This window comes from Thiobacillus sp., assembly GCA_024235835.1.
Classification (GTDB): domain Bacteria; phylum Pseudomonadota; class Gammaproteobacteria; order Burkholderiales; family Thiobacillaceae; genus PFJX01.
Map to the genome: position 1 here is coordinate 42,687 of JACKLQ010000003.1, position 22,421 is coordinate 65,107.

Sequence of the window (22,421 nt, forward strand, 5' to 3'; positions counted from 1 at the left end):
TGATGAAGGCTGGCCATGCCGACCCGACGCGGGCCTGAACGACTGGTCATACTGTTTTTTTGCCGGATCAATACAATCCCCCCATGCCACGCAAGCATTTCCGTAAATATCTGCCGGACCACGCCACGGTGCGGGAACACCGCCACCTGCGCTGGGCCCAGCCTTTGCTGAAGCATCCCAACCTGTGGCACCTGAACCGGCAATCCGTGGCGGGAGGCGTGGCGGCCGGCATGATCGGCGGCCTCATCCCCGGCCCCATCCAGATGCTCACGGCAGCCATTCTGGCCATCGTTTTCCGCGTGAACCTCCCCGTGGCGGTGGCCACCACCTTCCTCACCAACCCCTTCACCTGGCCATTTATTTTTGTCGCGGCCTATGAGATCGGCCGCCTGGTCATGGGCGGCAACGGTGGCCGCATGACGGAATTCAACTTCGACTGGGGACAACAGCCCCTGTCGGAATTCTTACCGGAATTCTGGCGCTGGATGCTGAGTCTGGGAGAGACATTCCTCATCGGCAACGTCATCCTTGCCACGGTCCTGGCGGTACTGGGCTATTTCGCCGTGCATTTGGGCTGGCGCTTGTACCTGCTGGCCTACCTCAAGCGGCGCAAGGCCCGGCCCAGGTCGCCACTGCCCTAGTGCCGCTCGCTGGGCACGCTGACCGGATAGCCATTGGACAATGCGGTGAGGAATACCTCCAGATCGGTATAGGCACTGCTGCCGGGCTTCAGCGGCTGGGTGCGGCTGTCCAGGTTGCATTCCACGAAGCGCAGGTGCAGGGACTGGAGCACGTACTGGGTACGGTAGACGGGGAAGTGCCCCACGTCGCCATAGGGCGTGGTGATGGTGTCGCCCCGCAGGCGCTTGCCCACGTAGTGGGTATGGCAGGAGGAACAGGCGAAGTTGAAGGCGCCCGCCTTAAGGTGGAACAGCTTGCGGCCCCGCTCGAAGGCAGCCAGGAGAGGCCCCTTGGACACGTCGATGCGGATGGGCTGGCCGTTGCTGAAGTTGGCGACAAACAGGGACACGGCGCTGTTGTCGTAGCTGCCGTTCTCCAGCACCCGGCCCTGGCGGGCGGCGCAGGCCTCGATGACCTCAGCCAGGCCGGCCACGTGGCCCAGGTCTCCCCGCCACATGGGAAACCGCGTCCTGAGCCCCTTAAGGTCCCCTTGCCGGGCTCCCAGGCAGGCGGCGAAGCGGCCATCGCCGTTGAGTTCCCGGTACACGTCCTCGCCCCGGTCCAGGGCGAAATGGCCGCCATGGACTGCCTGGTTGAAGGGCGGATCCATGAATTTCCAGTTCAGCTTCCAGTTGTCATCGGGGTTGCCGGCCTTGCGGAAATCCAGGTTCCCCGGGTCTTTCCAGAAACGGTAAGTGTTGGAAAGGCTGCGGTCCCCGGACACGTGGGGCGGGTAGTTCTCCAGGGCGTCATGTTCCCGGTAGGCCCAGGCCTGGAAGGACAGGGCCAGGGCTGAAAGCACGGCAAGCAGTGAGGCAAGGCGTGGCATGGGCTCCCCTCAGCGCAAGGATTGGAGGTAGGCCACCAGGTCCCGGATGTCCTGTTGCGGCAACAGGCCATGGGTACCGAAGGGGGGCATGATGGTGCTGGGGTTGTAGACCCGGGCGTCGAATATCTGCTGGAAGACCTTGGCGTCCTCGTAGCGGAAGCGGCCGTAGTGGGTCAGGGGCGTGCCCGGGGAGCCGGGCCAGTCGTCCCCTGGAAACACATGGCATACAGCGCACCACTCGCCGGCCAGGTGTTTTCCCCGGGTGGGGTCGCCGTTCAGGGGAGCGTGGTATTTCACCTTCCTGGCCCGGGAAGCGGAACGGTCGTCCAGTGGGCTGAGGGTCACCCAGGGGGTCAGGTCCCGCGGGTGGGCAACCCAGTCCAGGCGGCCGCTGTTGACCACCACCCTGGGCTCCAGGGTGCGATGGGTTGCCCTGGGACTGAAACTGGCATCGGCAGGGGGATCGGCCGCCAGTCCGGCCCCGGCATGCATCGCCAGGAAGATGGCAAGCCCGCCGGGCATCAAGGTCGTGCGCATATGCGATGGTCTCCTCATCGGGCCAGTTCCCCAGGCCTTTCTGGCACGAATGTACCAGCTGGACGAGGTCTAAACCAAGTATCCGTCTTCCAGGCGCAGGGTGCGCCCCAGGCGGCCGGCCAGGTCGGGGTCGTGGGTCACCACCAGGAATGCGGTGCGGTGGCGTTCGGAAAGGTCCATGAGCAGTTCCTGGATGCGGGCGGCGGTATGCCGGTCCAGGTTGCCCGTGGGCTCGTCCATGAGCACGCAGGCGGGTTGTGTCACCAGAGCCCGGGCGATGGCGGCCCGCTGGCGCTCGCCGCCGGACAACTCGCCGGGGCGGTGGTGCAGGCGGTGACCCAGGCCCACTTCCTCCAGCCACTTGCCGGCCTCGGCCAGGGCGATGTCCCGGTCCTGGCGGCGGATGAACAGGGGCATGGCCACGTTCTCCAGGGCACTGAACTCCGGCAGCAGGTGGTGGAACTGGTAGACGAAGCCCAGGGCCCGGTTGCGCAGGCGACCCCGGGCGGTTTCCGACAGGCTCCAGAGGGCTTCCCCCGCCACCCGCACTTCGCCGCCATCCGGCTTGTCCAGGCCGCCCAGGACATGCAGCAGGGTGCTCTTGCCGGCGCCGGAGGCGCCCATGACGGCGATGTGCTCGCCGGGGGTGACGGCCAGGTCGATGCCCGCCAGCACGGGCACTTCCGTGTTGCCCTGCCAGTAGCTTTTCTTCAGGCCGGTGCAGGCCAGCACCGCATTTCCCATTCCCCGTTCCCCATCACTCATAGCGCAGGGCCTCCGCAGGCTGCACGTTGGCCGCGCGCCAGCTGGGGTAGAGGGTAGCCAGGAAGGCCAGCACCAGGGCCACGCCGCCGATGGTCCATACGTCGCCCCAGTTGAGCCTGGAGGGCAGTTCGGAGATGTAGTAGACGTCGGCGGGGAACAGGTCCATGCCCACGGCCCGCTCGATCCAGGGCACCACGGTCTCCACGTTGAGGGCCAGCAGCACGCCGGCAACCACGCCCAGGATGGTGCCGATGACGCCGATGAGGCTGCCCTGGACCATGAACACGGCCATGATGCTTTTCGGGCTGGCCCCCAGGGTGCGCAGGATGGCGATGTCCGCCTGCTTGTCGGTGACCGCCATGACCAGGGTGGAGACGATGTTGAAGGCGGCCACGGCGACGATGAGGGTGAGGATGATGAACATCATGCGTTTCTCGATCTGCACCGCCTGGAAGAAGTTCTGGTGGCTCATGGTCCAGTCGGACAGATAGTAGTCGCCCTGGATGGTCCTGGCCATTTCCCGGGTCACCCACGGGGCCCGTTCCATATCGGCCAGCTTCACCCGCAGGCCGGACACGTTTTCCCCCATGCGGTAGAGCTTCTGGGCATCGCTCAGGTGCATGAGTGCCAGGCCGGCGTCGTACTCGTACATGCCCATGCGGAAAATGCCCACCACGTTGAACTGCTTGATGCGGGGGATCATGCCGGCGGGGGTCACCACCCCCTGGGGCGCAATGACCGCCACCTTGTCGCCCAGGTTGACGCCCAGGGCCATGGCCAGGTCGGCCCCCAGGACCAGGCCCCATTCGCCGGACTTGAGATCGCTGAGTTGCCCCACCAGCATCTTCTGGCCGAACTCCGCCACCTTGCCCTCCTCCTCCGGCAAGAGGCCCCGCACCAGGGCACCCTTGGTTTCGCTTCCGGCGGACAGCAGGGCCTGGGCATTGATGTAGGGGGCCATGCCCCGCACTTCGGGGTGATGCGACACCTCCGCTGCCAGCCCGGGCCAGTCGGCCAGCCGGCCGTCGCCCCCGGTGATCTCCATGTGGGCGGCCACCCCGAGGATGCGGGTGCGCAATTCCTCCTGGAAGCCGTTCATGACCGAGAGCACGACGATGAGGGCCATGATGCCCAGGGCGATGCCCGCCATGGAGGTCATGGAGATGAAGGAGATGAAGTGGTTTCGACGCTTGGCGCGGGTGTAGCGCAGGCCGATGAGGAGTTCGTAGGGCAGCACGCGATTCCGGTATGAGGTTATTCGCCAAGCAGATGGGCAGCCACCTGGCGCCGGTGGCCGGCGCGGCGGTGTTCGAACAGATAGATGCCCTGCCAGGTGCCCAGCACCATGGCGCCGGCGTGGACGGGGATGGACAACTGGGTCTGGGTCAAGGCAGCGCGCACGTGGGCGGGCATGTCGTCCGGGCCTTCCATGGTGTGGCGGAAGATGGGATCGTCCTCTGGCACCAGGCGGGTGAAAAAACGCTCCAGGTCTGACTGCACGTCCGGGTCCGCGTTCTCCTGGACCACCAGGCTGGCGGAGGTATGGCGCACGAACAGGGTCAGCAATCCATCCCGCACGCCCTGGGTACCCACCCAGCGAATGGCCTCGGCGGTGAAGTCGTACAGGCCCTTGCCCTGGGTAGGGATCTGGAAGGTGGTCAGGAATTGCCGCATGGCGGAATTTTAAGCGCCCCCAGGACCGGGCGGTACCCGGCCTGCCCGAAGGGGACAAGGAATACCGGGACGCCCCCTCTATTCCCGGGAAGAAAAAAATGGCCGGCCAGAAAGTTGCCTTTCAAGGCCGGCCCAACTGATCGCTACTGCTGATCGCTGCTAGGAGACAATGCTGTGATTCAGTTTTTTTGCACAAGTTCCCGATACGCATGCCAGGTGGCATGCCCCAGCACCGGGAACAGGATGACCAGGCCCGCGAACCAGGTGGCGAAGCCCACCGCCATGAGGCCGGCGATGAGCCCGGCCCAGATGATCATGGCCCCGGGATTGGCGCGGGCCGCCTTCAGGCTGGTCATCATGGCGGTGACCGTGTCCACTCTTCGATCCAGCATCATGGGTAGGGACACCACGCTGAGGGCAAATACCAGGGCAGCCAGTACCCCCCCCGTGACCACATAGGCGGTGACGAAACCCCACTGTGCGCTGGTGAACAGGTTCATGAGGCTGAAATAGTCGCCGCCGATGAAATCTCCTTGCAGGAACAGGGCCACCAGGATGGCGGAAAGACGTTCCCATACGCTGAGGCTGAACATCAGGAATACGGCGTAGATGCCTATGGAAGCCCCGTTGCGTCCCAGCATGTGGAAAAAGCGGGAACCTTCCCCCGGCCGGTGATGCTGGTCCAGACGACGGGAAAGGTAATAGAAGACCAGGGCCAGGAAAGGCGACACCAGCATGAAACCCGTGGTCAGGGTGAGGCTCAGGTGGTTCAGTTCCCAGGCCCAGTTCACCAGGCCCCAGCCCAGCAGGGCGAACAGCAAGCCAAAGCCCAGGGAGGTATACCAGGTGCGGGCAAAATCGTGCCACCCCATGCGCAACCAGGTGAAGGGGCGCAGTGCGTCCACCTGGCATACGGCCGGCAGGTGGATATCATGGGCTTCCGGTTTCACAACTTCCGGTTTAATGCTCACCGAGTCCATCTCTCTCTCCTTTGCCAGTAGTTGTTGGGTGTACCTGTGCTGGTGGGACACGAACCCTCTGGAAAAATTCCCGACCATTTTTATTGGGTATAGTCTTCGAAGCCGCTAATGAATAGCCCATGCGCCATCTGCACCTGATCCTTTCCCCGCCCCGGGGCGTCGACCCGGACACCCTGGAACGACTTCCCGGCCTGGGCTCCCTGCTGCGCCGGGGGCAACCCCTGCCCGCCCCGGAGTGCATCAGCGCCGCCTGCTGCCTGGCACTGGGCATCGGCCGGCAGCGGGATTGGCCCGTCGCTCCCTTCACCGCCCGGTCGGCAGGCCTGGAAGTTGGGGAAGACTATTGGCTACGGCTGGAGCCGGTATGCCTGGATGTGAGCATGCGCGGACCATTCCTTCGGGCCGGGCAGACCCTGGAGGAGAAGGAAGCCCGGGTGCTCCATGGTCTGGTGGCCCCCATCCTGTCCCCGGCCGGATATGAAATCCTGGCCGGCCAGGGCGGCGTGCCGCATATGCGCTGCAGTACCGCGCCCCTGCTGGACACTACGCCTCTGGACCAGGTGGACGGCCGGCAGCCCACGCCCTTCCTGCCCCGGGGGGATGAAGCCCCGGCCTGGGTCCGCCTGCTGCACGAGGTCCAGATGGCCCTACACGAACACCCCTTCAACCAGGCCCGGGCAGCGGCCGGGCGGCTGCCGGTCAACAGCCTGTGGCCCTGGGGCGGCGGCCGATACATCCCGCCCGCCAAGCTGCCGGATGGGGTCTGGAGCGACCTGCCCCTGTTGGACCAACTGGCCGCAGCCCTGGAAATGACCGCCTCCACCCCGCCAGGCAGCCTGGCCCAGTTCCTTGCTGCACCAGGCAACAGGGGGGTTGTGGCCCTGGCCGGCGACCAGCACCCGGCCTACGCCATGGATATCCTGGGGGACTGGGACGAAACCTGGCTGCGGCCCCTGCAGGGCGCCTTGCGCCGGGGCCGCCTGGCCTCTGCCCGCGTGGAGCTGCTTGGCCCGTGCGCTGTATCCAGGCGAATCACCCCCCTGGACGCCTGGCACCTCTGGGCTTGAGCAGGACGGGGCCGGGGATGCCGCATAACACCGGCGTGCCAGTCAAGTTTTTCACGCCCGTGCCGTAATCCAGGTTGCACGGCCCTGTCCGTACCAGTTCAACCAACCAGGAATTCGCCATGCGCACCAACATGCCGGTAACCGGTAACGAGCGGTCCGTGAAGGAGGGCTCGGTCCTCATATCCAAGACGGATGCGAAGGGCATCATCCGCTACGCGAACGATGATTTCGTGGCCATCAGCGGCTTCAGCCGGGAGGAGTTGATGGGCCAGCCCCACAACATCGTGCGCCATCCTGACATGCCCCCCGCCGCCTTCCAGGACCTGTGGACCACTCTCAAGGCCGGCAAGGCCTGGACCGGGCTGGTGAAGAACCGCTGCAAGAACGGCGACCACTACTGGGTGGAGGCCACGGTACGCCCCAACCTTGAAGGCGGCTACACCTCGGTGCGCGTCCGGGCAGACAAGGCCCGGACCGCTGCGGTGGAAGACATCTACAAACGCATGCGGGATGGCCGCTGCAACCGCATCCTTCGCCATGGTCAGCTCATCAGGACCAGCCTTTACTGGAAAGTGACGGAATTGATGCGAGGCACGGACATACGCCTTCGCCTCTGGCTGGCCATCACGGTCTCCGCCGCCCTGTTCCTTGCCCTGCTGCTGGTGCAGTGGACGGGGGCCGGCGATGCCACGGCCCACATGGTGGGACTTTCCCTGGCGGGCCTGGGCATCATTACCGCCCTGGCCACGGGGGCCTGGCTGCACAAGGATCTCATCGCGCCACTGCAAAAGGCGGCGAACCAGGCCCGTGAACTTGCCTCGGGTGACCTGTCCCGGTCCATACCCTCCGCCGGCAACAACGAGGTCGCCCGCCTGCTGGAGGCCCTGGGCGCCATCCGCAACAACTTCCAGGAGACCCTCTATTACATGCGGGTTGGGGTGGAAACCCTCAACGATGCCACTCTGGAGCTGGCCGGCAACGCAGACAGGACGTCCAAGGCCGCGGACATCCAGGCGGAATCCGCCACGGACGCAGCCTCCTCCATGGAGGAAATGTCCGCCTCCATCGACCTGGTCGGCCAGCACGCGCGAGATGCGGACACCCTGTCCCAGGAGTCCGGCCAGCGTTCGGAGGAAGGGGGGCGTGTCATCCACGAGGCGGCGGAATCCATGCGCGCCATCGCCGGTCTGGTGCAGGATTCCTCCAACATCATTCAGGAACTGGAAGCAGCCTCCCGGGAGATTTCCGCCGTGGTGACCGTGATCAAGGAGATCGCCGACCAGACCAACCTGCTGGCCCTGAACGCCGCCATCGAGGCGGCACGGGCCGGGGAACAGGGCCGGGGCTTCGCCGTGGTGGCCGACGAGGTGCGCAAGCTGGCCGAGCGCACGGGCAACTCCACCCAGGAGATCGCCACCATGGTGGACAAGATCCAGGCCGACGCACGCCGCGCCGTGGCCAGCATGGACGCGGGGGTGCACCGTGTGTCGGGCGGCGTGGAACTGGCCCACCAGGCGGGGGATTCCATCACCACCATCCGTTCCAGCGCCAACCAGGTTGCCCGGGCCGTGGATGACATCACCATGGCCCTGGGTCAGCAGGGTCGCGCCGCCCAGCTCATCGCAGGCAACATCGAACGCATCGCCCAGATGTCGGAGGAAAACAGCGCCGCCGCCTCCAGCACCGCCCAGTCCGCCAAACGCTTGCGGGACATGGCCACCCAGCTCCAGTCCACCGTGACGCAGTTCAAGGTCTGAACAAGCATGGCAGGCAAGCCCCGCATTCTGGTGGTGGATGACGACCGGCTCATGCTGACCCTGCTCATCGGCGTGCTGCGGCAGGAAGGTTTCCACGATTTGGACAAGGCCTCCAGCGGTGCGGAAGCCCTGGAGAAATGCCTGGCATCACCTCCGGACATCGTCTTCCTGGACATCGAAATGCCGGGCATGAATGGCATCGAGACCCTGGATGCCCTGAAGAAACAGGGGGTTCAAACCCAGGTCGTGCTGGTGAGCGCCACCCCCAGGACGCAGTACGTCATGGAGGCCAAGGAACTCAATGCCGCAGGCTTCGTGGTCAAGCCCATGTCCGCCAAGGTGGTTAGCGATGCCATCGCCAAGTGCCTGAAGCTGGCACATCCGGGCAGCGTGGGCGTGAAGGTCTAGCCGGAAACCAGGCCCGGTCCTCGCGGACAATGAAAGCGCGCCTCAAGTCATGGGCGCGTGCATCCTATTTCAAGGAAATATTCCGCCAGCGCCTATCTCGGCACCCTCACCATGCCCATGCGGGCTGCAATGATGGCCTGGCGACGCAGCAGGCCGCGGCTGGAACGGTGGGTTTCGTAATAGCGGGGATTGGGGATCATGGCCGCCAGGAAAGCTGCCTGACCGGGCCCCAGGGCAGCGGCGGAGGACTTGAAGTAGCGCCTTGACGCCGCTTCGGCGCCGTAGATGCCGTTGCCCCATTCGATGACGTTCAGATACACCTCCAGGATTCGGCGCTTGCTCCACAACTGTTCGATCATCACCGTGATGACGGCTTCCTGGGCCTTGCGCAGTGGATTCTTCGAGGGTGAGAGGAACAGGTTCTTCGCCAGTTGCTGGCTGATGGTGGAACCGCCGGCGGCGAAACGCCCCTTGCGGATGTTCTTCTCCACGGCCATTTCCAGGGCCTCCCAGTCGAAACCCTCATGGGCCAGGAACTTGCTGTCCTCGGCGGCCACCACCGCACGCTTGAGGTGGATGGAGATGCGCCGGTACTCCACCCATTGGTGGCGCAATTCCGCCTCGGGGCCTTTCTTGTCCTGCAGACGCTCCAGACCGGCCTCCATGAAAGCAGTATTGGAGGGATTGAACCAGGTCCACCACAACACCCCGGCCAGATAGCCGACCTGCAGGTACAGGAGCAGCACCACGCCCGCCAGGGCCAGGCGCCAGGGGCTGCGCCAGGTCGGCCGGGACTTCCCGCGCGCCATCAGGCGCTCCTGAGGGTCTGGATGACGGGCCCAGTGTCAGGGCGCACGCCACGCCAGAGGAAAAACGCCTCGGCGGCCTGCTCCACAAGCATGCCCAGGCCGTCCGCCACCCGGGCGCCCCGGGCGCGGGCGAAAGCCATGAAAGGCGTTTCCCGGCCGTACATCATGTCGTAGGCCCAGGCCCCCGACGCGAACACCCCCTCCCGCAGGGGCGGCAGTTCACCGCCCAGGCTGGCGGCGGTGGCGTTGATCACCAGGTCGAAGCCATGTCCATCCAAGCGGTCATAGCCGCCGCCGTCCAGCATGGCGAATTGTGGAAAGCGGCGTGCAAGTTCCTCCGCCTTGGCCGCAGTGCGGTTGACGATGAACAGTTCCGCAGGGCCTTGCTCCAGCAAGGGCAGCACCACCCCCCGGGCGGCGCCCCCCGCACCCATGAGGAGGATGCGCTTGCCCTTCAGCTCCACGCCCAGGTTGTGGGTCAGGTCCCTGGCCAGCCCCACGCCATCGGTGTTGTCCCCCAGGACCTCGCCGCCGCGAAAATCCAGGGTGTTCACCGCCCCGGCCGCCTCCGCCCGGTCCGTGAGCCGGTCAGATAATGCAAAGGCCTGCTCCTTGAAGGGCACCGTGACATTGGCCCCCGCCCCGCCGGAGGCACGGAACGTCTGTATGGCTTCCTGGAATCCGTCCAGGGGGGCCAGCAGGGCCTTGTAATCCATGTCCTGGACAGTCTGGCGGGCAAAGGCGGCGTGAATCAGGGGGGACTTGGAATGGGCGATGGGATTGCCGAAGACGGCGTAGTGTTCTGTCATGTTTTGCGATGAGGCCAGGGCGGCGGAATTGTAGGGGTCAGCCCCCCTTGGTGACGAGGGTGTTTACCGCACCATTTCGGTGCATTTGGCACCAAAATAATGCAAACAAATGCATGCACCCGGCCTAATGCCCTTGTGGCACAATGGCTTGCTCATATTTCGGGCATGGCATGGAAGCTGCTAATAGCCACGCCATGGATAAATACGCCTCCTCGTAGCATCCAATTTTTCTGCGTTCAATGTGTCCAATAAGGAGTTTGTAAAATGTCGGTCGCCGATGTAATGAAGATGGTCCAGGAAAACGATGTCAAGTTCGTCGATTTCCGCTTTACCGATACCCGTGGCAAGGAGCAGCACGTCTCCGTTCCCGTCTCTCATTTCGACGAGGAAAAGTTCTCCGAAGGCCATGCCTTTGACGGTTCATCCATTGCCGGCTGGAAGGGTATCCAGGCCTCCGACATGCTGCTGATGCCAGACCCCGCCACCGCCAACATTGATCCCTTCTTCGATGAAGCCACCCTGATCCTGACTTGCGACGTCATTGAACCGGATACCGGCAAGGGCTATGACCGGGATCCCCGCTCCATCGCCAAGCGCGCAGAAGCCTACCTGCAGTCCACCGGCATCGGCGACACCGCCTACTTCGGCCCCGAGCCCGAGTTCTTCATCTTCGATTCCGTGACCTGGGGCGACGACATGTCCGGCAGCCACGTGAAGATCAAGTCCGAGGAAGCCGCCTGGTCCTCCGGCGAGCAGACCGAGGTGGGCAACATCGGCCACCGTCCCAAGGTGAAGGGCGGCTACTTCCCCGTCCCCCCCATCGACTCCCTGCAGGACATCCGTTCCGCCATGTGCCTGGCCCTGGAAGAGATGGGCGTGCCCGTGGAAGTACATCACCATGAAGTGGCCACCGCCGGCCAGTGCGAGATCGGTACCAAGTTCAGCACCCTGACCCAGCGCGCTGACTGGACCCAGGTCCTGAAGTACGTGGTCCACAACGTGGCCCACCAGTACGGCAAGACCGCCACCTTCATGCCCAAGCCCATCGTCGGCGACAACGGTTCCGGCATGCACTGCCACCAGTCCATCTGGAAAGATGGCAAGAACCTGTTCGCTGGCAACGGCTACGCCGGCCTGTCCGAGACCGCCCTGTACTACATCGGCGGCATCATCAAGCACGCCAAGGCCCTGAACGCCATCACCAACCCCGGCACCAACTCCTACAAGCGCCTGGTGCCCGGCTTCGAGGCCCCCGTGATGCTGGCCTACTCCGCCCGCAACCGTTCCGCTTCCATCCGCATCCCCCACGTGGCGTCCGACAAGGCCCGCCGCATCGAGGTGCGCTTCCCCGACCCCATCGCCAACCCTTATCTGGCCTTCGCCGCCATGATGATGGCCGGCCTGGACGGCATCCAGAACAAGATCCACCCCGGCGATCCCGCCACCAAGAACCTGTACGACCTGGAGCCGGAAGAAGAAGCCGCCATCCCCACCGTGTGCCACAGTCTGGACATGGCCCTGGAGCACCTGGACAAGGATCGCGAGTTCCTGACCAAGGGTGGCGTGTTCAGCGACGAATTCATCGATGCCTACATCGATCTCAAGATGGAAGAAGTCACCCGCCTGCGGATGACCACCCATCCCGTCGAATTCGACCTGTACTACAGCGTCTGATCGGCATCGACATGGTTCGGTAAAGTTTCCTGGGAAACTGCCGAAAAGAGGGCGGGGACACCCCCGCCCTCTTTTTTTTGCGGAGGGCAAATTACACAGCAGGAGACACCTAATGCGGTTCTTGAACAATCTGAAGATTGGCACTCGCCTCATCGCCCTGACCGTGATCACCACCGCACTTCTGCTGATCATCGGCCTGAGCGGCATTTGGGGCATGCACCAAAGCAGCAAGGCGCTGAGCCAGGTCTATGACCGCCATCTGCTGTCCATCAACCAGTTGCAGAAGGTTCGGGTCACCCAATACCAGATCCGCAACGACATCTTCCAGGCCCGACTTTCCGGCGACAGCTTCGCCGCCCAGGAAATCTTCGACCAGGTGGACAAGCGCATCCGCACCATCGCCGAATCCCTGGAGGCATATCAACAGCAGAACCTGTCGCCGGAAGAAAAAGTCCTGCTGGATGCCTATCTGGCGGCTCGGCTCAAGTTCGGCATAGAGGGCATCAACAAGATGCGCGACCTCCTCAATGCCGAGGACTTCGAAGGCGCAGACCAGCACAGCAAGGACGTGATGGAGACCACCTTCAGCGGTGCCCAGGCCGCCACCGATGCCCTTATCGACCACCTGACCCAGGAGGCCGGAGCCTATCGCACCAAGACCGAACACCTGGCCAGGATCGTGGAAACCGTCGCCATCGCCATGGTGGTCGTGGGCCTGGTACTGGCCATCGCACTGGGCCTGGTGATCCGCCTTTCCATCGTGCATGGAGCGATGCATCTGGAACGCGCCGTCACCCTGATGGCCCAGGGCGACCTCACCAGCCATGCCCAGCTGGACGGCAAGGACGAACTGGCCCAGGTGGCCAGTGCCTTCAACCGCATGTCCCGTGAATTCGCCCAGATCGTGGGCGACATTCGCAGCGCCGCGGAGGAAGTCAGCAGTGCCGCGCTCCATACCAGCCACAACAACCAGCATGTGGCCTCTGCCTCCACCCACCAGGAACAGTGCGCCCAGAACGCCAGCGACGCCGCCGGGGCCCTGAGCCATACCCTGGCCGAGGTAGGCAGCAACATCGCCCGCATGGTGGAACTGGCCGACCAAGCCAGCGAACTGGCGCGTACCGGCCAAAAAGTCATCGGCGAGGCTGCCACGGACATCGATGCCATATCCAACTCGGTAAACCATACCTCCGGCGTCATTTCATCCCTGGGCAACCACTCCGACGTGATCGGCAACATCGTCGGCGTCATCAAGGACATCGCCGACCAGACCAACCTGCTGGCCCTGAACGCCGCCATCGAGGCGGCACGGGCCGGGGAACAGGGCCGGGGCTTCGCCGTGGTGGCCGACGAGGTGCGCAAGCTGGCCGAGCGCACCACCCGGGCCACGGACGAGATCTCCACCACCATCCAGACCATCCAGGGCGAAACCGCCCAGGCGGTAAAGACCATGGAAAACGCCCAGGAGGAAGTCAGCAAGGGCGTGGCAAAGGCCAGGCAGGGCGACCAGGCCATCGCCGCCATCTATCAGGCCGTGGCCACCCTGACCCAGCAGATCCACGCCATAGACGGCATCCGCGTCCGCCAGGACGAAGCCAGCCGCGAGATATCCCAACGGGTGCAGGAAATCCTTTCCATGGCCGCGGACAACCGGGAGACGGCGGACAATTCCGCCACGGCCGCATCCTCCCTCACCAACCTGGCCGAGCGACTGACCACCGCAGTCAGCCGTTTCCGCCTGGGAACCTGATACCGTGCACCGGGTCGGACTGTTCGTGTGCCTATAATCTCCTTCTATGGACACGACCACCGTCCCCCGCCCACTTGATGGACCCGCGGCCCCCCTGAGAGCTCTGCCGTTGGTCGGCCTGATGGGCGTGGCCGTGTTCTGCCTGGCGTGGCCTGGCCACAGCCAGGCGGAGATCTACAAGTTCGTGGACGACAATGGTTTCGTCACCTACACCAACATGCCCCGGCCCGGCACCAAGCCCGAACTCGTCATCCCCGAGGCCGGCCAGGCACCGAAAACAGCAACTTCAAAACCTGCCGCAGTCAAGCGCAAGTCCAGCACACGTACCAGCACCCCCGCGTATTTTCCCCGGGTCGACACCGGCACCCAGCGCAAGCGGGACGACATGCGCCGCCAGCTCCTGGAAGAGGAACTGGGCAGCGAGCAGCGCAACCTGTCCGCGGCGAAATCCGCCGTGGCCGCCGGCAGCCGCCAACCCGGCGCCGACCTGAGGAAGTTGCTGGACGCCGTGCGCCTGCATGAGAAAAACATCGAGATGCTCAACAAGGAGCTTTCCCACATCCGCTAGCCATGCGGGCTGCCGAGAGGGCTGCGCCTGCTAAAATCCGCATCCCGTTCAAATACTTGCCCCATCATGCGGATCTCCCAATTCTTTCTCTCCACCAGCAAGGAAGCCCCCGCCGAGGCGGAACTGATCAGCCATAGGCTGATGCTGCGGGCCGGCCTCATCAAGCGCCTGGGCTCCGGCCTCTACACCTGGATGCCCCTGGGCCTGCGCATCCTGCGCAAGGTGGAAGCCATCGTGCGGGAGGAGATGAACCGGGCCGGGGCGGTGGAACTGCTCATGCCCGCCGTACAGCCCGCCGAACTCTGGCAGGAGTCCGGCCGCTGGGCGGTCTTCGGACCCCAGATGCTGAAGATCAAGGACCGCCACGACCGGGACTTCTGCTTCGGCCCCACCCACGAGGAAGTCATCACTGACCTGGCCCGCAAGGAAATCCGTTCCTACCGCCAGATGCCGGTGAACTTCTACCAGATCCAGACCAAATTCCGGGACGAGATCCGACCTCGCTTCGGCGTCATGCGAGCGCGGGAATTCCTCATGAAGGACGCCTATTCCTTTCACACCTCGGCGGAGAGCCTGGACGAGACCTACCAGGTCATGTACGCCTGCTATTCCCGCATCTTCACCCGCCTGGGACTCAAGTTTCGCGCCGTGGCGGCGGATACCGGCGCCATCGGCGGATCCGGCTCCCACGAATTCCACGTGCTGGCGGATTCGGGCGAGGACGCCATCGCCTTCTGCCCCGCCTCCGACTACGCCGCCAACGTGGAGATGGCGGAAGGCCTTCCCCCTGCGGGCCAACGGCCCGCCGCCCTGGAGGCCATGCGGGACGTGGACACCCCCAAGCAGACCACGTGCGAGGACGTGGCCAAGCTGCTGGGCATCCCCCTTAACCGGACCGTTAAACTCATCGCCGTCATGGCCGGGGACAAGCTCCATGTCCTGCTGATCCGGGGCGACCACAACCTCAACGAGGTGAAAGCCAGCAAGGTGGAAGGCCTGACCGACTTCCGCTTCGCCACCGAGGAGGAAATCCGCTCCACCTTCAACTGCCCTCCCGGCTTTCTGGGCCCGGTAGGCATCGACCGCACCAGGATCCGTGTCATCGCCGACCGCCAGGTGGCCGTGATGGCCGACTTCGTCTGCGGCGCGAACAAGCCGAAATTTCATACCGCTGGTGTCAACTGGGGCAGGGACCTGCCGGAACCCGACCTGGTGGCGGACATCCGCAACGTCATGGCCGGCGACCCCAGCCCCGACGGCAAGGGCGAACTCGATCTGTGCCGCGGCATCGAGGTGGGCCACATCTTCAAGCTGGGCACCAAGTATTCCCAGGCCCTGCAGGCTTCCTATCTGGACGCGGACGGCAAATCCCAGGTCATGGTGATGGGCTGCTACGGCATCGGCGTCTCCCGCATCGTGGGCGCCGCCATCGAGCAGGGCAACGACGAGCGCGGCATCGTCTTTCCCCAGGCCATCGCCCCCTTCGAACTGGCCGTCGTTCCCCTGGGCCTCAAGCGCAGCGATGCGGTGCGGGAGGCAGCAGAGGCTTTCTATAATCAGATGGTGGCTGCAGGCGTTGATGTGGTCATGGATGATCGTGACGAGCGCCCAGGCGTCATGTTTGCTGACATGGAACTCATCGGCGTGCCCCACCGGGTGGTCATCAGCGACCGGGGCCTGAAGGAAGGGCAGATCGAGTACCAGGGCCGGACGGATACCGCTGGCACGCGGATTGCTCAATCAGAAGCAGTGAAGGTGATTCTGGAGAAGGTCAAGGGATGTCGAAGCGCTGCATGAAATGGTTCATCGCCATACTGGCTTTCACGGCCGGTACCGCCTTTGCGGGCAAGCAGCAGTACGAGCCCCTGTCCGCCAGCGTCAAGGCCCGACTGAGCAAGGCCGTGGCGGATGCCGCTGTCGAGAAAGCGGCATTTGCCGATTCCCCGACAGTCCGACTCTGGCTTGGGGAGATGTCGAACCGGCTGACACGCTACATCCCCGACCCGGAATTCCGCGAGGACTTTCTCAATACCCTGCACTACGAAGCCGTGCGAGCCGGCCTGGATCCGGAACTGATGCTGGGCCTCATCGAGGTGGAAAGCGGCTTCAAGAAATACGCCGTTTCCACCGTCGGGGCCCGGGGATTCACCCAGGTCATGCCCTTCTGGCTGGACGTCATCGGCACCCGGGAACAGAACCTGTTCCACCTGCGCACCAACCTGCGCTACGGCACCACCATCCTGCGCCACTACATCGACATCGAGAACGGCAACCTCTTCCGCGCCCTGGGCCGCTACAACGGCAGCCTGGGCAAGGCCGAGTACCCGGAGATGGTGTACGCGGCGTGGCGGAACCACTGGACCTTTGGGTTGCCCCCCAAGGGCAAGGCCGCCCCCAGGCGCACCACTAAACAGGTCATGACCTACTGAACAGATTTCCCTTGCGACGGGACTGGCTTTCAGTCAACACCCGTATTGGGGGCCGGGTAGCATATTCCCGAGGCAAGCACTCGTGGGATAACTCAATAAGTGCAAACAGACAGATGGAAACAAGATAAACAAATACTAAAATACTTATATCTTGGCTCGGGTTGATTGAGTTAGAAGCGGGGGTACAGTTCACCACACGCCTTCACAGCCAGCCAGCGCGTGCGAGGAAGCCAATTCGCAATTCAAAACAGAAAATGTAAGGGGAAAAAAATGGCAACAGCAACTGCATACAACGCATCCGGCGGCATCGTTATGCCAGATTTCACTGTCTCTGATTTCTATGACCTGACCTTGACGACAAAGACCCCCACTTTGATGGTGGGGGACTATCGCGCGTGGGGAGAACCCAATCTAAAAACCACCTTCACTGGCACCGGATTCACCTATAGCGGGGATAGCGCAACAGGTGGTATAGCAACAGGCTGGCAGGAAACGGAGGCAGGGACGCTGCTCTTCAAGGTCACAGGCGCCTCCGTCCCGGTTGCTTCCGTTAACACATGGATAAATAGCAACAACACCACTGCTTTCTTCTCCGCCCTTTTTGGCGGCAATGACACTTTCAATGGCAGCGGCTATGCGGACAACCTGCTGAGCTACAACGGCAACGACACCCTGAATGGCGGTGGGGGCAACGACACCCTGAGCGGAGGCAGCGGCAACGATCTGCTCAACGGTGGTGCGGGCAATGACGTAATGAAGGGAGGCACCGGCAACGATACCTATATCGTCGCCAGCAGTGGCGACGTGGTGACCGAATCGGCCAACGCAGGTACAGACCTGATCCAATCCAGCGTCACCCGCACCTTGGGCGCCAACCAGGAAAAGCTTACCCTGACCGGCTCAAATGCCATCAATGGAACGGGCAACACCTTGGCCAATGTCCTCAACGGCAATGGTGCGGCCAATGTCCTGAAGGGCAGCAGCGGCAATGACACCATCAATGGCGGCAGCGGCAATGACAAAATCCATGGCGGTACAGGCAAGGATGTATTGACCAGCGGCTCAGGCGCGGACAAGTTCGTGTTCGACACCGCATTGAACCCCACATCCAACCTGGACACCCTCAAGGACTTCATCCACGGCACGGACAAGGTTCTGCTGGACGATGACATATTCAGCATGATGGGCATCGTGGGCACATCGAGCGGGGTTGCCCTGGCTTCATGGAAATTCGCCGCCGGTACCCAGGCCGCTGACGCCGGCGACCGGATCATCTACGACGCCGGCACCGGATCACTGTTCTACGACGCGGATGGGACGGGCGCGGGGGCGCAGGTCAGGTTCGCGGTGCTGGGCACTACCACCCATCCCACCGTGACCGCCAGCGATTTCCTGGTCATCGCCTGAACCTGGATAACTTGAACGAACGCCAGCAGATGCTGGCGTTTTTTTCGCGCTCATGAACTTCCTCTTCGTCCACCAGAACTTCCCCGGTCAATTCCGGCACGTGGCCGCTGCCCTGGCGGGTGATGGCCGACATGGAGTCGTAGCCCTGGGCGAAACGGAAAACCTCCAGGGGCGTACGCCGTTTCATCCGGCTGTCCGCCTGATCGGACACCCCGCTCCTCCCCCGCCCAATCCGGGCACCCACCATTACATCCGTGACTACGAGCGTGCCATCAGGAGAGGCCAACTGACGGCCCGGGCGGCCATGGAACTACACGCCCAGGGCTATCGACCCGACGTGGTGGCCGTGCACCCGGGCTGGGGAGAAGGCCTGTTCCTCAAGGACATCTTCCCCCAGGCCCGCCATATCCACTATTGCGAGTTCTTCTACCACGCCGAGGGCAGCGATGTGGGGTTCGACCCCGAGTATCCCACCAGCCCGGACGATCGCCTCAAGGTGCGCATCAAGAACAGCACCCAACTGATCGGCTTGGAAGCAGCAGATGCCGGTGTCGCCCCTACCCGGTGGCAGAAGGCCCAATACCCGGCCTGCTGGGCCGAAAAGATCCAGGTGCTGCACGAAGGCATCGACACGCGCCACGTGGCGCCCAACCCCCAGGCGGAACTGGAAGTGGACGGCCTGCGCTTCCGGTCCGGCGACCCGGTCATCACCTACGTGGCGCGCAACCTGGAGCCCTACCGGGGGTTCCACGTGTTCATGCGCACCCTGCCCCGGGTGCTGGCCCGACATCCCAGGGCCCATGTGCTCATCGTGGGGGGCGACGAGGTGAGTTACGGGGTCCATCCACCGGATGGCAAGAATTATCAGGGAATGTTGCGCGAGGAACTGGGAGAGCGCCTGGATTGGTCCCGGGTGCATTTCCTCGGCAAAGTGCCCTATGCAAGATTCCTGGCCGTGCTGCAGGTCTCGGCGGTCCATGTCTACCTGACCTATCCCTTCGTGTTGTCCTGGTCCCTGCTGGAGGCCATGGCCGCGGGCTGTGTTCTGGTAGCATCCGACACCGCCCCCGTGCGGGAAGTCATGCAGCACGAAGACACGGGCCTGCTGGCGGATTTCTTCGACATGGACACCTTGGCCCAACACATCCTGGAAGCCCTGAACCACCCGGCGCGCCACGCGGACCTGCGAGCCCGGGCCCGGCGGTTCGTGGTGGACCATTTCGACCTGACGCATCATTGCCTGCCCCTGGCCCTGGCGTTCTACACGGGCGCCTCCCATGGCTGACGGCCTGCGCTTCCTGGGCCACTTCAAGGCCCACTTCCTTTACGCGGGGCTGTTCAGCTTCTTCATCAACCTGACCCTGCTGGTGCCGCCGCTGTACATGATCCAGGTCTTCGACCGGGTGCTTTCCAGCCGCAGCGAGGAAACCCTGCTCATGCTCACCCTGCTGTCCCTGGGCATGCTGCTCCTGATGTGGACCCTGGATTACCTGCGCGCCCTGCTGCTGCTGGGGTCCGGCGCCCTGCTGGACAAACTCTCCGGCGAGCGGGTCATCGCCAGCCTGGTGGCCAACGCCTCCAAAGTCAGCCGGACGGAGACGGCCCACGGCCTGCGGGACGTGGCGGTGCTGCGCGGCTTTCTCACGGGCAACAGCATCATCGCCCTCTTCGACGCCCCCTGGGGGGTGTTCTTCATCGCCCTGATCTTCCTTTTCCACCCCTGGATGGGCTGGATCGCCCTGTTCGGCGCCCTGGTCCTGTTCGGCCTGGCCTGGCTGAACGAGAAGCTCAACCGCCAGCAGCTGGAGAACATCCAGATCAACTCCCGCCGCAGCAGCCAGTTCATCGACCAGGGCCTGCGCAACGCCGACGTGGTCAACGGCATGGGCATGCTGCCGGGCTTCGTGCGTCACTGGCGCGGCCTCAACCAGCCGGTGCTGGAGGCCATGGGCAGCACCGGTCGGCGCATGGGCCTGGTGCAAAGCACCAGCAAGTTCTTCCGCCAGATCATGCAGGTGGCCATGATGGGCACGGGCGCCTACCTGATCATCGACCAGAACCTGAGCCCGGGCATCATGATCGCCGCCACCATCATCCAGGGGCGGGCCATGGCCCCGGTGGAAATGCTGCTGGGCAACTGGGCCAACCTGGTCCAGGCCCGTTCCGCCTTCGCGCGCATGGCCCCCCTGTTGTCCGCCTCCCTGGAGGCCGCCCCCTCCACCCGGCTGCCGGAACCCCAGGGCCGCCTCGGCGTGGAACGGGTGGCCCTGGCGGGCAAGACGCCGGATCGACCCATCCTACGCCACGTGGCCCTGGAACTGGCGCCCGGCGAATCCCTGGCCGTGGTGGGCCCCAGCGCCTCGGGCAAGTCCAGCCTGGCCAAGCTCATCGTCGGCGTATGGCAACCCTCGGCGGGGGCCGTGCGCCTGGACGGCGCCGACGTGAGCCTGGTGGACCGGGCCCAGTTTGGCCGGCACGTTGGCTACCTGCCCCAGGACGTGGAACTTTTTCCCTCCACGGTCAGCGAGAACATCGCCCGGCTGGGCGAGGTCGATTCCGAGGCGGTAGTCGCCGCCGCCCAGCTGGCGGGGGTGCACGACATGGTCCTGCGCCTGCCCCAGGGCTATGACACGCCCCTGGGCGATGGCGGCCATGTCCTGTCCGGCGGCCAGATGCAGCGCATCGGCATCGCCCGGGCCCTCTACCGCATGCCCCGGCTGGTGGTGCTGGACGAGCCCAACGCCAACCTGGACGCCGAGGGCGAGGAAAGGCTGATGCACACCCTGCGATCCCTCAGGCTGGCCCGCGTCACCCTGGTGCTGATCACCCACAAGCCCGGGCTCCTGGCGGATATCGACAAGGTGCTGGTCCTGCGCGACGGCCAGATGGAACAGTTCGGCCCCCGGCAGGAGGTGCTGGCCCGCATCCTGCCGCCTCCTCCGCATCCCACCCCGGCCCCCGTGGCGATCAACTGATGACCGGGTCCACGGAACATCCCCCCGGCATGATCGCCCGCATCGGTCTCGTTCTGGTGCTGGTCGCCTTTGCCGGCATCGGCATATGGGCGGCGACCGCGCCCATCCAGGGCGCGGTGGTCACCGCAGGCCTGGTGCGTGTGGACTCCAAGCGCAAGACCGTGCAGCACAACGAAGGCGGCATCGTGAAAAGCATCCTGGTGCGGGACGGCGATACAGTCGCAAGGGGCCAGCCCCTGATCGTGCTGGAAGACGCCAGCGTGAGCGCCGGGCACCAGTTGCTGCGCGGCAACCTGGACGCGGAACTGGCGCGCCAGACCCGTCTCCAGGCCGAAGCCACCTCCAGCCCCCGCCTCAGCTTCCCGAAGGAACTGGCGGACCGTGCCCGGGACGAGACCGTGCGCCAGCTCATGGCCCAGGAAAATGCCCTGTTCCAGACCCGGCGGGACGCCCTGCGGGAGCAGTCCGGGCTGCTGGAAAGCCAGATTGACGATATCAACCAGGAAAGCCAGGCACTGAAAAGCCAGCAGGCGGCGGCCCGGGAGGCGGAAGACTCCGCCGCCGAGGAGCTTAGGTTGTATGAATCCCTGAGGGAACAGCAGTTCGTCTCCACCGCACGGTTGCTGGCCCAGCAGCGCCTGGTGGCCGAATACCAGGCCCGCCAGGCGCAGAACAAGGCCGAACTGGCCCGGGCGGACCAGCACGCCAAGCAGTTGCGCCTGCAGATCATCGCCCTGCGCAACGAATACGCCCGCGAGGCGGCGGAGGGCCTGAAGGAAAGCGGAGTGCGCGTCAACGAACTGCGGGAACGCATGCTGCCCTCGGAAGACGCCTTGCGCCGCCAGACCATCACCGCCCCCGTGTCGGGGAAGGTGCTGAGCCTGCACGTGCATACCCCTGGTTCCAGCATCGGACCGAGGGAACCCCTGCTGGACATCGTGCCGGAAGATGAAATCCTGGTGATCGAGGCCCAGACCGCCGTGGACAGCATCAAGCAACTGCACGTGGGGCAGACCGTCGACATCCGCTTCACCGCCCTGCCCTATCGCACCACGCCCCTGGTGACGGGCAAGGTCTCCTACATCTCGCCGGACGTGCTCATCGACCAGAAGTCTGGCATCCCCGCTTACCAAGTCCACGTGCAGCCCGACCCGGCGTCCCTGAAGGTTGCCCACATTGCCCGCCTGGAGCCTGGTATGGCCGCCGAGCTCTACATCCAGACCGAATCCCGCACGACCCTGGAGTACCTGCTGCGGCCCATCACCGACACGGTGGCCCGGTCGTTTCGGGAAAGATAACAAC

General features: G+C 64.3%; 21 protein-coding genes. 13 read left to right on the forward strand and 8 right to left on the reverse strand.

The genetic code is table 11. The features are described 5' to 3' along the window. Positions 1-83: 83 nt before the first annotated feature. Complete coding sequence (locus H6935_14195; protein MCP5279487.1) at positions 84-641, forward strand: DUF2062 domain-containing protein; 558 nt, start codon at positions 84-86, stop codon at positions 639-641. Here H6935_14195 and soxA read toward each other — a convergent pair. The 6 genes from soxA to H6935_14225 all read right to left on the reverse strand — a co-directional run bounded on the left by soxA (position 638) and on the right by H6935_14225 (position 5,466). Next, positions 638-1,510 carry a sulfur oxidation c-type cytochrome SoxA gene (gene soxA, locus H6935_14200; GenBank protein MCP5279488.1) on the reverse strand — a complete coding sequence of 291 codons (873 nt, stop codon included), beginning with the start codon at positions 1,508-1,510 and terminating at the stop codon, positions 638-640. The two genes, H6935_14195 and soxA, sit on opposite strands and share 4 nt — an antisense overlap. Positions 1,511-1,519: 9 nt before the next feature. Further along, entirely contained in the window at positions 1,520-2,047 is a 528-nt protein-coding gene (soxX, locus tag H6935_14205; protein MCP5279489.1) for a sulfur oxidation c-type cytochrome SoxX, read from the reverse strand. 69 nt (positions 2,048-2,116) lie between these two features. Continuing rightward, positions 2,117-2,791 carry an ATP-binding cassette domain-containing protein gene (locus tag H6935_14210; GenBank protein ID MCP5279490.1) on the reverse strand — a complete coding sequence of 225 codons (675 nt, stop codon included), beginning with the start codon at positions 2,789-2,791 and terminating at the stop codon, positions 2,117-2,119. Between the two features lie 13 nt (positions 2,792-2,804). Then, complete coding sequence (locus H6935_14215; protein ID MCP5279491.1) at positions 2,805-4,049, reverse strand: lipoprotein-releasing ABC transporter permease subunit; 1,245 nt, start codon at positions 4,047-4,049, stop codon at positions 2,805-2,807. Positions 4,050-4,066: 17 nt separating this feature from the next. After that, positions 4,067-4,486 (reverse strand): YjbQ family protein, encoded by a 420-nt coding sequence (locus tag H6935_14220; GenBank protein MCP5279492.1) that lies wholly within the window; start codon positions 4,484-4,486, stop codon positions 4,067-4,069. Positions 4,487-4,665: 179 nt separating this feature from the next. Next, entirely contained in the window at positions 4,666-5,466 is an 801-nt protein-coding gene (locus H6935_14225; protein ID MCP5279493.1) for a DUF2189 domain-containing protein, read from the reverse strand. Between the two features lie 119 nt (positions 5,467-5,585). Between H6935_14225 and H6935_14230 the strand changes: the two genes are divergently transcribed. The 3 genes from H6935_14230 to H6935_14240 all read left to right on the forward strand — a co-directional run bounded on the left by H6935_14230 (position 5,586) and on the right by H6935_14240 (position 8,698). Continuing rightward, positions 5,586-6,533 (forward strand): hypothetical protein, encoded by a 948-nt coding sequence (locus H6935_14230; GenBank protein ID MCP5279494.1) that lies wholly within the window; start codon positions 5,586-5,588, stop codon positions 6,531-6,533. 119 nt (positions 6,534-6,652) lie between these two features. Continuing rightward, complete coding sequence (locus H6935_14235) at positions 6,653-8,290, forward strand: methyl-accepting chemotaxis protein (protein MCP5279495.1); 1,638 nt, start codon at positions 6,653-6,655, stop codon at positions 8,288-8,290. A 6-nt stretch (positions 8,291-8,296) separates the two neighbouring features. Further along, positions 8,297-8,698 carry a response regulator gene (locus H6935_14240; GenBank protein ID MCP5279496.1) on the forward strand — a complete coding sequence of 134 codons (402 nt, stop codon included), beginning with the start codon at positions 8,297-8,299 and terminating at the stop codon, positions 8,696-8,698. Positions 8,699-8,790: 92 nt separating this feature from the next. Here the strand turns inward: H6935_14240 and mtgA are convergent, their stop codons facing one another. Continuing rightward, positions 8,791-9,507, reverse strand: a complete 717-nt coding sequence (mtgA, locus tag H6935_14245) for a monofunctional biosynthetic peptidoglycan transglycosylase (GenBank protein ID MCP5279497.1) — start codon at positions 9,505-9,507, stop codon at positions 8,791-8,793. Beyond that, positions 9,507-10,316, reverse strand: a complete 810-nt coding sequence (gene aroE, locus H6935_14250) for a shikimate dehydrogenase (protein MCP5279498.1) — start codon at positions 10,314-10,316, stop codon at positions 9,507-9,509. Before aroE ends, mtgA begins: the two co-directional genes overlap by 1 nt. A 264-nt stretch (positions 10,317-10,580) precedes the next feature. On the opposite strand from aroE, the gene glnA reads away from it, so the two are divergent. The 9 genes from glnA to H6935_14295 all read left to right on the forward strand — a co-directional run bounded on the left by glnA (position 10,581) and on the right by H6935_14295 (position 22,417). After that, the gene (gene glnA, locus H6935_14255; GenBank protein MCP5279499.1) at positions 10,581-11,990 is read left to right on the forward strand and encodes a glutamate--ammonia ligase; all 1,410 of its coding nucleotides are present in this window, start codon (positions 10,581-10,583) and stop codon (positions 11,988-11,990) included. Between the two features lie 112 nt (positions 11,991-12,102). After that, positions 12,103-13,740, forward strand: a complete 1,638-nt coding sequence (locus H6935_14260; protein MCP5279500.1) for a methyl-accepting chemotaxis protein — start codon at positions 12,103-12,105, stop codon at positions 13,738-13,740. 109 nt (positions 13,741-13,849) lie between these two features. After that, a complete protein-coding gene (locus H6935_14265; GenBank protein ID MCP5279501.1) occupies positions 13,850-14,308 on the forward strand; it encodes a DUF4124 domain-containing protein in 459 nt (152 codons plus the stop codon). Positions 14,309-14,374: 66 nt separating this feature from the next. After that, on the forward strand, positions 14,375-16,105 hold the full coding sequence (locus H6935_14270; protein MCP5279502.1) for a proline--tRNA ligase: 1,731 nt from the start codon (positions 14,375-14,377) through the stop codon (positions 16,103-16,105). Further along, positions 16,087-16,737, forward strand: coding sequence for a lytic transglycosylase domain-containing protein (locus H6935_14275; protein ID MCP5279503.1), 651 nt, complete (start codon positions 16,087-16,089; stop codon positions 16,735-16,737). Before H6935_14270 ends, H6935_14275 begins: the two co-directional genes overlap by 19 nt. Before the next feature lie 270 nt (positions 16,738-17,007). After that, positions 17,008-18,144, forward strand: coding sequence for a calcium-binding protein (locus H6935_14280; GenBank protein ID MCP5279504.1), 1,137 nt, complete (start codon positions 17,008-17,010; stop codon positions 18,142-18,144). A 52-nt stretch (positions 18,145-18,196) separates the two neighbouring features. After that, positions 18,197-19,429 carry a glycosyltransferase gene (locus H6935_14285; GenBank protein MCP5279505.1) on the forward strand — a complete coding sequence of 411 codons (1,233 nt, stop codon included), beginning with the start codon at positions 18,197-18,199 and terminating at the stop codon, positions 19,427-19,429. Then, positions 19,422-21,119 carry a type I secretion system permease/ATPase gene (locus H6935_14290; protein MCP5279506.1) on the forward strand — a complete coding sequence of 566 codons (1,698 nt, stop codon included), beginning with the start codon at positions 19,422-19,424 and terminating at the stop codon, positions 21,117-21,119. Before H6935_14285 ends, H6935_14290 begins: the two co-directional genes overlap by 8 nt. Next, positions 21,119-22,417 carry an HlyD family type I secretion periplasmic adaptor subunit gene (locus H6935_14295; GenBank protein ID MCP5279507.1) on the forward strand — a complete coding sequence of 433 codons (1,299 nt, stop codon included), beginning with the start codon at positions 21,119-21,121 and terminating at the stop codon, positions 22,415-22,417. The genes H6935_14290 and H6935_14295 overlap by 1 nt, the downstream gene beginning before the upstream one ends. Positions 22,418-22,421 lie beyond the last annotated feature (4 nt).

Bases quoted from the DNA above. Each gene is read 5' to 3' on its own strand.
- H6935_14290 (MCP5279506.1), top strand. From the start codon at position 19,422: ATGGCTGACGGCCTGCGCTTCCTGGGCCACTTCAAGGCCCACTTCCTT.
- soxX (MCP5279489.1), bottom strand. From the start codon at position 2,047: ATGCGCACGACCTTGATGCCCGGCGGGCTTGCCATCTTCCTGGCGATG.
- H6935_14270 (MCP5279502.1), top strand. From the start codon at position 14,375: ATGCGGATCTCCCAATTCTTTCTCTCCACCAGCAAGGAAGCCCCCGCC.
- glnA (MCP5279499.1), top strand. From the start codon at position 10,581: ATGTCGGTCGCCGATGTAATGAAGATGGTCCAGGAAAACGATGTCAAG.
- mtgA (MCP5279497.1), bottom strand. From the start codon at position 9,507: ATGGCGCGCGGGAAGTCCCGGCCGACCTGGCGCAGCCCCTGGCGCCTG.
- H6935_14225 (MCP5279493.1), bottom strand. From the start codon at position 5,466: ATGGACTCGGTGAGCATTAAACCGGAAGTTGTGAAACCGGAAGCCCAT.
- H6935_14235 (MCP5279495.1), top strand. From the start codon at position 6,653: ATGCGCACCAACATGCCGGTAACCGGTAACGAGCGGTCCGTGAAGGAG.
- H6935_14285 (MCP5279505.1), top strand. From the start codon at position 18,197: ATGAACTTCCTCTTCGTCCACCAGAACTTCCCCGGTCAATTCCGGCAC.
- H6935_14275 (MCP5279503.1), top strand. From the start codon at position 16,087: ATGTCGAAGCGCTGCATGAAATGGTTCATCGCCATACTGGCTTTCACG.
- H6935_14220 (MCP5279492.1), bottom strand. From the start codon at position 4,486: ATGCGGCAATTCCTGACCACCTTCCAGATCCCTACCCAGGGCAAGGGC.
- H6935_14260 (MCP5279500.1), top strand. From the start codon at position 12,103: ATGCGGTTCTTGAACAATCTGAAGATTGGCACTCGCCTCATCGCCCTG.
- aroE (MCP5279498.1), bottom strand. From the start codon at position 10,316: ATGACAGAACACTACGCCGTCTTCGGCAATCCCATCGCCCATTCCAAG.
- H6935_14280 (MCP5279504.1), top strand. From the start codon at position 17,008: ATGGCAACAGCAACTGCATACAACGCATCCGGCGGCATCGTTATGCCA.
- H6935_14195 (MCP5279487.1), top strand. From the start codon at position 84: ATGCCACGCAAGCATTTCCGTAAATATCTGCCGGACCACGCCACGGTG.
- H6935_14210 (MCP5279490.1), bottom strand. From the start codon at position 2,791: ATGGGAAATGCGGTGCTGGCCTGCACCGGCCTGAAGAAAAGCTACTGG.
- soxA (MCP5279488.1), bottom strand. From the start codon at position 1,510: ATGCCACGCCTTGCCTCACTGCTTGCCGTGCTTTCAGCCCTGGCCCTG.
- H6935_14230 (MCP5279494.1), top strand. From the start codon at position 5,586: ATGCGCCATCTGCACCTGATCCTTTCCCCGCCCCGGGGCGTCGACCCG.
- H6935_14295 (MCP5279507.1), top strand. From the start codon at position 21,119: ATGACCGGGTCCACGGAACATCCCCCCGGCATGATCGCCCGCATCGGT.
- H6935_14240 (MCP5279496.1), top strand. From the start codon at position 8,297: ATGGCAGGCAAGCCCCGCATTCTGGTGGTGGATGACGACCGGCTCATG.